Source organism: Streptomyces adustus, assembly GCF_009377175.1.
GTDB lineage: Bacteria > Actinomycetota > Actinomycetes > Streptomycetales > Streptomycetaceae > Streptomyces > Streptomyces adustus.
Genome location: NZ_VJZD01000319.1, coordinates 1 through 9,351, shown reverse-complemented (window position 1 = coordinate 9,351; position 9,351 = coordinate 1). Strand labels below are relative to the sequence as shown.

6 protein-coding genes and 1 pseudogene are annotated in these 9,351 nt (G+C 70.2%); 5 read left to right on the top strand and 2 right to left on the bottom strand.

Translation table 11 applies throughout. The annotated features are described in order from the left end of the window. The first annotated feature begins 141 nt into the window (after positions 1-141). Positions 142-939 (top strand): GNAT family N-acetyltransferase, encoded by a 798-nt coding sequence (locus FNH09_RS41685; RefSeq protein ID WP_162469894.1) that lies wholly within the window; start codon positions 142-144, stop codon positions 937-939. Positions 940-1,183: 244 nt separating this feature from the next. Next, positions 1,184-3,169, top strand: coding sequence for an ATP-dependent DNA helicase (locus FNH09_RS41680; protein WP_152895068.1), 1,986 nt, complete (start codon positions 1,184-1,186; stop codon positions 3,167-3,169). Between the two features lie 255 nt (positions 3,170-3,424). On the opposite strand, the gene lexA is transcribed toward FNH09_RS41680, so the two are convergent. Continuing rightward, positions 3,425-4,204, bottom strand: coding sequence for a transcriptional repressor LexA (lexA, locus tag FNH09_RS41675; protein ID WP_162469893.1), 780 nt, complete (start codon positions 4,202-4,204; stop codon positions 3,425-3,427). A 613-nt stretch (positions 4,205-4,817) separates the two neighbouring features. On the opposite strand from lexA, the gene nrdR reads away from it, so the two are divergent. Further along, on the top strand, positions 4,818-5,399 hold the full coding sequence (gene nrdR, locus FNH09_RS41670) for a transcriptional regulator NrdR (RefSeq protein WP_152895067.1): 582 nt from the start codon (positions 4,818-4,820) through the stop codon (positions 5,397-5,399). Positions 5,400-5,561: 162 nt separating this feature from the next. After that, complete coding sequence (locus FNH09_RS41665; RefSeq protein WP_152895066.1) at positions 5,562-8,453, top strand: vitamin B12-dependent ribonucleotide reductase; 2,892 nt, start codon at positions 5,562-5,564, stop codon at positions 8,451-8,453. A 129-nt stretch (positions 8,454-8,582) separates the two neighbouring features. Here the strand turns inward: FNH09_RS41665 and FNH09_RS41660 are convergent, their stop codons facing one another. Next, on the bottom strand, positions 8,583-9,116 hold the full coding sequence (locus FNH09_RS41660; RefSeq protein WP_162469892.1) for a TerD family protein: 534 nt from the start codon (positions 9,114-9,116) through the stop codon (positions 8,583-8,585). A 154-nt stretch (positions 9,117-9,270) separates the two neighbouring features. Between FNH09_RS41660 and FNH09_RS41655 the strand changes: the two are divergent. Further along, positions 9,271-9,351, top strand: a pseudogene (locus FNH09_RS41655) (DUF4937 domain-containing protein); the annotation flags it as partial.

Here is a 9,351-nt window from a genome sequence, read left to right as displayed (position 1 = left end):
CACCCAGTCCGTGTACGTCACCATCGCCAACCCCCTGCACGGCTGACCCCCGCTCCCGGACGTTCGCGTCCCCCGACCGCCGCCGTCCCCTTCGTGCCCCGAGGAACACGCCCCAGCCCCACTCCTGAGAGGAGCGTCGCCGTGCCTGCCACCGACGCCGGCTCCGAAGCCGGTCCCCTCCCCGCCGCGGACACCGCGAACGTCACGGACCTCGCGGAGATCGCGAACACCGAGGACACGCTGGACCTGCGGCTCTCCGACGAGCTGCTCGCGCTCATCGCCCAGGAGGGGGCCGGGCTCGACCTGGGACGGAGTCCGGACAGGACGGCCGGCACGGAACCGGCGGGGCCGTACCGAACGACCGGCGGCGACCTGCTCGGCGGGGTCGCCGACTGGGGTCCGGTCACCACCCCCGCCGGTGAGTTCCGTCTCGTGCCGGTCCGTCTCGACCGGGATCTCGCCCTCATCGGCGCCTGGATGAACGATCCGGCCGTCGCGGCCTACTGGCACCTGGCCGGCCCTCGTGCCGCGACGGAGGACCACCTCACGGCCCGGCTCGCCGGTGACGGACGTGACGTGCCCTGTCTCGGGCTGCTGGACGGCACCCCGATGAGCTACTGGGAGATCTACCGGGCCGACCTCGACCCGCTCGCCCGGTACTACCCCGCGCGACCCCACGACACCGGGATCCATCTGCTGATCGGCGGTGTCGCGGACCGCGGACGAGGACTCGGCGGCACTCTGCTCAGAGCCGTCGCCGACCTCGTCCTCGACCGGTGTCCCGCCGTCGCACGGGTAGTGGCCGAACCCGATCTGCGCAACACTCCCTCCGTCGCGGCATTCCTGAGCGCCGGATTCCGGTTCTTCGCCGAGATCGACCTGCCCGCCAAGCGGGCCGCGCTCATGGTCCGGGACCGCGCCCACCGCCACCTCATGTGACGTCCTGCCGCCACACCGGCGCGCACCCTGCCCTCGTCCAGGACCCGGGCCACCCCGTTCCGGCCCGAGTCCCGGTCCCGCCCCGACCCGGGAAGCCCCGCACCTTGACCTCCCGCTCACTCCTTAACCGGAACCGGAACCGGAACCGGAACCGGACCGCCGCTCGGCCCGTGCCTGCGCCGTCGGCCACGATCCCCTGCTTGATCGCCCGTTTGTCAGTGCCGAGTCGTAGGGTGGTCGAGCTATGACGAAGCCCTCCCTCCCCGAACTCCTGCACGCTGCCGTCACCGCCGTCGGCGGCACCGAGCGCCCCGGCCAGGTGACCATGGCCGAAGCCGTCGAGGCGGCGATCGACGACGGTTCCCATCTGCTGGTCCAGGCGGGCACAGGCACCGGAAAGTCGCTCGGCTATCTCGTGCCCGCGCTCGCGCACGGGGAGCGGGTGGTCGTGGCGACCGCCACCCTGGCCCTCCAGCGGCAGCTCGTGGAGCGGGACCTGCCCCGCACGGTCGACGCGCTGCACCCGCTGCTGCGCCGCCGCCCGGAGTTCGCCATGCTCAAGGGCAGATCGAACTACCTGTGCCTGCACCGTCTGCACGAGGGGGTCCCGCAGGACGAGGAGGAGGGCCTCTTCGACCAGTTCGAGGCGGCCGCGCCCAGCAGCAAGCTGGGCCAGGACCTGCTGCGCCTGCGCGACTGGGCCGACGAGACGGAGTCCGGCGACCGCGACGACCTGACTCCCGGCGTCTCCGACCGGGCCTGGGGCCAGGTGTCGGTCTCGTCCCGGGAGTGCCTGGGCGCCACGAAGTGCGCGTACGGCGCGGAGTGCTTCGCGGAGAGCGCGCGTGAGCGGGCCAAGCTGGCCGAGGTCGTCGTCACCAACCACGCGCTGCTCGCGATCGACGCCATCGAAGGCGCCCCGGTCCTGCCGCAGCACGAGGTGCTGATCGTCGACGAGGCGCACGAACTGGTCTCGCGGGTGACCGGCGTCGCCACCGGCGAGCTCACTCCGGGCCAGGTCAACCGCGCGGTGCGCCGCTGCGCCAAGCTCGTCAACGAGAAGGCCGCCGACCAGCTCCAGACCGCCGCCGAGGGCTTCGAACGGCTGATGGAGCTGGTGCTGCCCGGCCGCCTGGAGGAGATCCCGGAAGACCTCGGCTACGCGCTGATGGCACTGCGCGACGCCGCCCGTACGGTCATCTCCGCCATCGGCGCGACCCGCGACAAGTCCGTCCAGGACGAGGACGCGGTCCGCAAGCAGGCGCTGGCCTCCGTGGAGAGCGTGCACGACGTGGCGGAGCGGATCGTGAACGGCTCCGAGTGGGACGTCGTCTGGTACGAGCGGCACGACCGTTTCGGCGCCTCCCTGCGGGTGGCTCCGATGTCCGTGTCGGGTCTGCTGCGGGAGAAGCTCTTCGCCGACCGGTCGGTGGTGCTGACCTCCGCGACGCTGAAGCTCGGCGGCGACTTCAACGGCGTGGGCGCCTCCCTGGGCCTCGCTCCCGAGGGCACGGCGGGCAAGGAGGACGAGGACGTCCCCCAGTGGAAGGGGGTCGACGTGGGGTCTCCCTTCGACTACCCCAGGCAGGGGATCCTCTACGTCGCCAAGCATCTGTCGCGTCCCGCGCGCGACGGCGACCGGGCGGACATGCTCGACGAGCTGACCGAACTGATCCAGGCGGCCGGCGGCCGTACGCTCGGCCTCTTCTCCTCCATGCGCGCGGCCCAGCTGGCCGCCGAGGAGCTGCGCGGCCGGATCCCCGAGTACCCGATCCTCCTCCAGGGCGAGGAGACCCTCGGCGAGCTGATCAAGAACTTCGCGGCGGATCCCCGTACGTGCCTGTTCGGCACGCTGTCGCTGTGGCAGGGCGTCGACGTGCCCGGTCCGAGCTGCCAGCTGGTCGTCATGGACAAGATCCCGTTCCCGCGTCCGGACGACCCCCTGATGAGCGCCCGGCAGAAGGCGGTGGAGGACGCGGGCGGCAACGGCTTCATGGCGGTCGCGGCCACGCACGCGGCCCTGCTCATGGCCCAGGGCGCCGGCCGCCTCGTACGGGCGTCGGGGGACCGGGGTGTGGTGGCCGTGCTGGATCAGCGACTGGCCACCGCGCGCTACGGAAGCTATCTGAAGGCGTCACTGCCCGACTTCTGGTACACCACGGACCGTAACCAGGTGCGCAGGTCGCTGTCGGCGATCGACGCGACGGCGAGGCAGTCGGAAGCGGAGTGACGGCCCGGCACGGGGTGGCCCGGCCCGCGCCACCCCGTGCCGGGCCGTCCCCGCGAGCCTGCCGCACGACCCCCGCGAACGAGCCAGGCAGCGCCGCGCCCGCGCCGACCGCCCCACAGCACCGTGCGGGAGCCGGTGGCGGGCCCTGCCGCAGCGGCCGGGATCGATCCCGGACAACGCAGGGCCCCGGAACCGGCGCAGGGGTCCCGGGGCCCAGTCAGGTGGCGGGTCGGTGCGACCGACCCGCCGCTGTCCTCAGACGCGGCGCAGCACGGCGACGACCTTGCCGAGGATGGTTGCGTCGTCGCCGGGGATCGGCTCGTAGGCCGCGTTGTGCGGGAGCAGCCAGACATGGCCGTCCTCGCGCTTGAAGCGCTTGACGGTGGCCTCGCCGTCGAGCATCGCCGCGACGATGTCGCCGTTCTCGGCGACGGGCTGGCGGCGGACGGTGACCCAGTCGCCGTCGCAGATCGCGGCCTCGATCATCGAGTCGCCGACGACCTTCAGGACGAACAGTTCACCGTCACCGACCAGCTGCCTCGGGAGCGGGAAGACGTCCTCGACGGACTCCTCGGCGAGGATCGGGCCACCGGCGGCGATACGGCCCACCAGGGGGACGTACGACGCGGCCGGCTTGCCCGCGGTGTCCGTGGGCTGCACGGAGGCGGCCTGGTCGGAGCCGCGGACCTCGTACGCGCGCGGGCGGTGCGGGTCGCGCCGCAGGAAGCCCTTGCGTTCCAGTGCCATGAGCTGGTGCGCGACCGACGAGGTGCTGGACAGGCCGACCGCCTGGCCGATCTCCCGCATCGACGGCGGGTAGCCCCGCCGCTGCACCGAGTCCCTGATGACCTCGATCACCCGGCGCTGCCGGTCGGTGAGTCCCGAGCTGTCCGCCCGGATCCCTGGAGGTCGGCCCGGCAGGGAGCGCTTGGGCCCCTCGGGACTCGTGGCTTCGTTCATCGCATGCACCGGCTCGAGTCGGCCCTGGGAGCGGTCCTGGTCAGTGATGGTGGCACTGTCTGCGGTGGTGGTCACGTCGGCCCCTCTCGATGGTCTCCCTGCTGGACAACGGTAGTTGCTTTCGAAAGGTTGCGCCAAACACACGTTCGAGTGAAAAATCGCGGATTCACAGCCGCGATCATGTGTCTGGGTGTATGGCTGACGCGCTGTCCGGTGGGCGGAAGGGTCGCTCGTTGTACCCTTCCTCGTCGGGGTCGACGACCTGCCGGGGTGTCGCCCCAGTCTGCCATCCGCGGTCCCGTCGACCGTGAAGCGCTCGTCCCTCCGTGCGGGAGTGCCGTGCCCCTCCGTGTGTCGCTCACGCTATCCCTGTCGGTGCCGAAACGGTACGTCCGTGTCCCCCGTTCGCCGCGTACGGCGCCCGCGCATCCGGGTGAAGAGCCGGGTCCGCGCGTTCTGCGAGGTGGTACGGGCGTCCGGCACGTGCCAATCCTCACCCCACACACATGTTCGGCGTGTTTGTATGAGTCGAGCCCCACATCTAGTGGTTGGATTGCTGTCCTGGCCCAGAAGTTGTGGTCCCATGGGTCTCGCGCCCCTCGGCCATCGCCTATGCTTGGGGCTGCTTCGAGGGGTCCGAGAGGTCTGTCGAGGACGTTGAGTCTGCTGTGAGGAGGGTTCGGAGTTCATGCACTGCCCCTTCTGCAGGCACCCCGACAGTCGCGTCGTCGACAGCCGTACCACCGACGACGGCACGTCGATCCGCAGGCGCCGCCAGTGCCCCGACTGCTCCCGTCGTTTCACGACCGTGGAGACCTGCTCGCTGATGGTGGTGAAGCGGTCCGGGGTCACCGAGCCGTTCAGCCGGACCAAGGTCATCAACGGCGTGCGCAAGGCGTGCCAGGGGCGGCCGGTCACCGAGGACGCGCTCGCGCTGCTCGGCCAGCGGGTCGAGGAGGCCGTGCGGGCCACCGGTAGCGCCGAGCTGACCACCCACGACGTGGGGCTGGCCATCCTCGGCCCGTTGCAGGAACTCGACGTCGTCGCGTACCTGCGATTCGCCTCGGTCTATCGCGCGTTCGACTCGCTCGAGGACTTCGAGGCCGCGATCACGGAACTGAGGGAACACACGGGAAACCCCGCCGCGGTCAATGAGGACCGCGAGGGCTGCGCGTGCCGCGAGGGCGGTGCGGTCGCGGGGAGCCGGGAAGACCGGCGCGGGCGCGGCGGAACCGACCAGGTCCCCGAGCCCGCCCACGCCGCCGACTGACCGGCGGGCCGGAACCGGGCGGAGACACCTGAACCGGCCGGCGGCGGCGATCCAAGACTTGTTGCGGGCGGCAGTACGAGGGTGCCCGCAGCACCAGAGAGAACACCGTGCCACGGGAACATCGGGGCACTTCAGGGCGTTTTGCCCGTAATGGGAGGCGGCATGACAGAGACGGCGAGCGGTCCGGCACGGAGTTCCCGCGCCAAGGGCACCAAGGCGAACAAGGGGCTGCGCGTCGAGCGCGTCCACACCACTCCCGGCGTGCACCCGTACGACGAGGTGGCCTGGGAGCGCCGTGACGTCGTCATGACCAACTGGCGCGACGGCTCGATCAACTTCGAGCAGCGTGGCGTCGAGTTCCCCGACTTCTGGTCGGTGAACGCGGTCAACATCGTCACCAGCAAGTATTTCCGGGGCGCCGTCGGCACCCCGCAGCGCGAGACCGGTCTCAGGCAGCTGATCGACCGCATCGTGAAGACGTACCGGAAGGCCGGTGAGGACTTCAAGTACTTCGCCTCGCCCGCCGACGCCGAGATCTTCGAGCACGAGCTGGCGTACGCCCTCCTGCACCAGATCTTCAGCTTCAACAGCCCCGTCTGGTTCAACGTGGGCACCCCGCAGCCCCAGCAGGTCTCCGCCTGCTTCATCCTGGCCGTCGACGACTCCATGGAGTCGATCCTCGACTGGTACAAGGAAGAGGGCATGATCTTCAAGGGCGGCTCCGGCGCCGGCCTGAACCTCTCCCGCATCCGCTCCTCCAAGGAGCTGCTCTCCTCCGGTGGCAACGCCTCCGGCCCGGTCTCCTTCATGCGCGGTGCCGACGCCTCCGCCGGCACCATCAAGTCCGGTGGCGCCACCCGCCGCGCGGCCAAGATGGTCATCCTGGACGTCGACCACCCCGACATCGAGGACTTCATCGAGACCAAGGTCAAGGAGGAGGAGAAGATCCGCGCCCTGCGTGACGCGGGCTTCGACATGGACCTGGGCGGCGACGACATCACGTCCGTCCAGTACCAGAACGCCAACAACTCGGTCCGTGTGAACGACGAGTTCATGAAGGCGGTCGAGAACGGTGGCAAGTTCGGCCTGCGTGCCCGGATGACCGGCGAGGTCATCGAGGAGGTCGACGCCAAGTCCCTGTTCCGCAAGATGGCCGAGGCCGCCTGGGCCTGTGCCGACCCGGGCATCCAGTACGACGACACGATCAACCAGTGGCACACGTGCCCGGAGTCCGGTCGTATCAACGGCTCGAACCCGTGCAGCGAGTACATGCACCTGGACAACACGTCCTGCAACCTCGCCTCGTTGAACCTGATGAAGTTCCTCAAGGACGACGGCAAGGGCCACCAGTCCTTCGACGTCGAGCGCTTCGCCCAGGTCGTCGAGCTCGTCATCACCGCGATGGACATCTCCATCTGCTTCGCGGACTTCCCGACCGAGAAGATCGGCGAGAACACGCGCGCGTTCCGCCAGCTCGGCATCGGCTACGCCAACCTCGGCGCCCTGCTGATGGCGACCGGTCACGCGTACGACTCCGCGGGCGGCCGCGCCCTCGCCGGCGCGATCACCTCCCTGATGACCGGCACGTCCTACCGCCGCTCCGCCGAACTGGCCGCGGTCGTCGGCCCGTACGACGGCTACGCCCGCAACGCCGACGCCCACCAGCGCGTCATGAAGCAGCACGCCGACGCCAACGGCACGGCCGTCCGCATGGACGACCTGGACACCCCGATCTGGGCCGCCGCCACGGAGGCCTGGCAGGACGTCGTCCGCCTCGGCGAGCAGAACGGCTTCCGCAACTCCCAGGCGTCCGTCATCGCCCCGACCGGCACCATCGGTCTCGCGATGTCCTGCGACACCACCGGCCTCGAGCCCGACCTCGCCCTGGTCAAGTTCAAGAAGCTGGTCGGCGGCGGCTCGATGCAGATCGTCAACGGCACCGTCCCGCAGGCCCTGCGCCGCCTGGGCTACCAGGAGGAGCAGATCGAGGCGGTCGTCGCCCACATCGCCGAGCACGGCAATGTCGTCGACGCCCCCGGCCTCAAGCACGAGCACTACGAGGTCTTCGACTGCGCCATGGGCGAGCGCTCCATCTCCGCGATGGGCCACGTCCGCATGATGGCCGCGATCCAGCCGTGGATCTCCGGCGCCCTCTCCAAGACGGTCAACCTCCCCGAGACCGCCACCGTCGAGGACGTCGAAGAGGTCTACTTCGAGGCCTGGAAGATGGGCGTCAAGGCGCTCGCCATCTACCGCGACAACTGCAAGGTCGGCCAGCCCCTCTCCGCGAAGACCAAGGAGAAGGAGAAGGCCGCGGTCACGGCGAAGGCCGAGGACACCATCCGTACCGCGGTCGAGAAGGTCGTCGAGTACCGCCCGGTCCGCAAGCGCCTCCCGAAGGGACGTCCCGGCATCACCACGTCCTTCACCGTCGGCGGCGCCGAGGGCTACATGACCGCCAACTCCTACCCGGACGACGGTCTCGGCGAGGTCTTCCTGAAGATGTCCAAGCAGGGCTCCACCCTCGCGGGCATGATGGACGCGTTCTCCATCGCGGTCTCCGTCGGCCTCCAGTACGGCGTGCCGCTGGAGACGTACGTCTCGAAGTTCACCAACATGCGCTTCGAGCCGGCCGGCATGACGGACGACCCGGACGTGCGGATGGCGCAGTCGATCGTCGACTACATCTTCCGCCGCCTGGCGCTGGACTTCCTGCCCTTCGAGACCCGCTCCGCGCTCGGCATCCACTCCGCCGAGGAGCGCCAGCGCCACCTCGAGACCGGCTCCTACGAGCCGACCGAGGAGGAGGTCGACGTCGAGGCGCTGGCCCAGTCCGCCCCGCGCCAGACGGACCTGAAGGCCGTCGCCGCGCCGAAGGCCGAGGAGCCCAGGCCGGCCGCCCCCAAGCAGGCCCACACCAGCGCCGAGCTGGTGGAGATGCAGCTGGGCATCCAGGCCGACGCCCCGCTGTGCTTCTCCTGCGGCACCAAGATGCAGCGGGCCGGCTCCTGCTACATCTGCGAGGGCTGCGGCTCGACCAGCGGTTGCAGCTGACCCGCGGGCGAGACGGCATGTGCCTTGAGACTCTGAGGCGAGCGATGCCGGATCACTGAGAAGAGGGGTGCCGACCAGGTGTCGGCACCCCTCTTCCCGTCGGCGCCCGCAGTGCCACGGGCGCGCGGGTCAGGGCCGCTGCTGTCGGCCCATGGTCCGGGTGAAGGTATCGGGGTCGCCGTCGAATCCCTCGATCCCCGGGTGGAAGACCCAGCCTCCCGACGGGTCGCGGACGAACTCCGCGACCGTCGCCGCCGTCGAGCCGAGGACACTGCCGAAGTCGTCCTCGGCCAGGACCTGGTAACCCTCGCGTATGCGCAGCCCCGGGTTGAGGACGCCGACGAACGTCCGGTCGGCGGTGCGCTGTTGGATGACGACGCCGACCACCACGCGCGCGTACCGGGCGTCGAGCCGGTCCAGCTCCAGGGTCATGACCTCGTCCCAGCCGAACCCCTTGCCGTCCTTGCTGTCCCGGTTGAGGTAGATCGTGCCGTCGGGGGAGCGACTGTCGAAGTACACCGCGTAGGCAGGGGTGCCGTGCGGATCGCTCGCGAGATAGGTCGCGGCGACGATGTCCAGGTCGGTGGGGGGTTCCCCCGCCGGACTCGGATCCCACTTCAGCGCGACTTCGACCTTGCGGATGCCTTTGCTGAGGCCGCTCACCGGACTCCCCTTCCCCGTGCGCCCTGTTGCCATCGGGCCGAACTGCCCTTTCCGCAGGGCTTTTTGTCCATCCTGCCACGCGCGCGTGGCGATCGGGCGGCTGCTCTCGGCCGCACCGTGACGGACGCCACGCTCCGGGCCGTACGATGGCGCGGTGCTGGTCAAGTGGATTCGCTGCACCGTGGTGGACCGCCGCGGCTTCGAGCGGGGGCAGCGAAAGTGGGCGGGGCTTCTC

Coding starts and splice junctions, on each gene's coding strand:
- FNH09_RS41680 (WP_152895068.1), top strand. CDS start 1,184: ATGACGAAGCCCTCCCTCCCCGAACTCCTGCACGCTGCCGTCACCGCC.
- FNH09_RS41665 (WP_152895066.1), top strand. CDS start 5,562: ATGACAGAGACGGCGAGCGGTCCGGCACGGAGTTCCCGCGCCAAGGGC.
- nrdR (WP_152895067.1), top strand. CDS start 4,818: ATGCACTGCCCCTTCTGCAGGCACCCCGACAGTCGCGTCGTCGACAGC.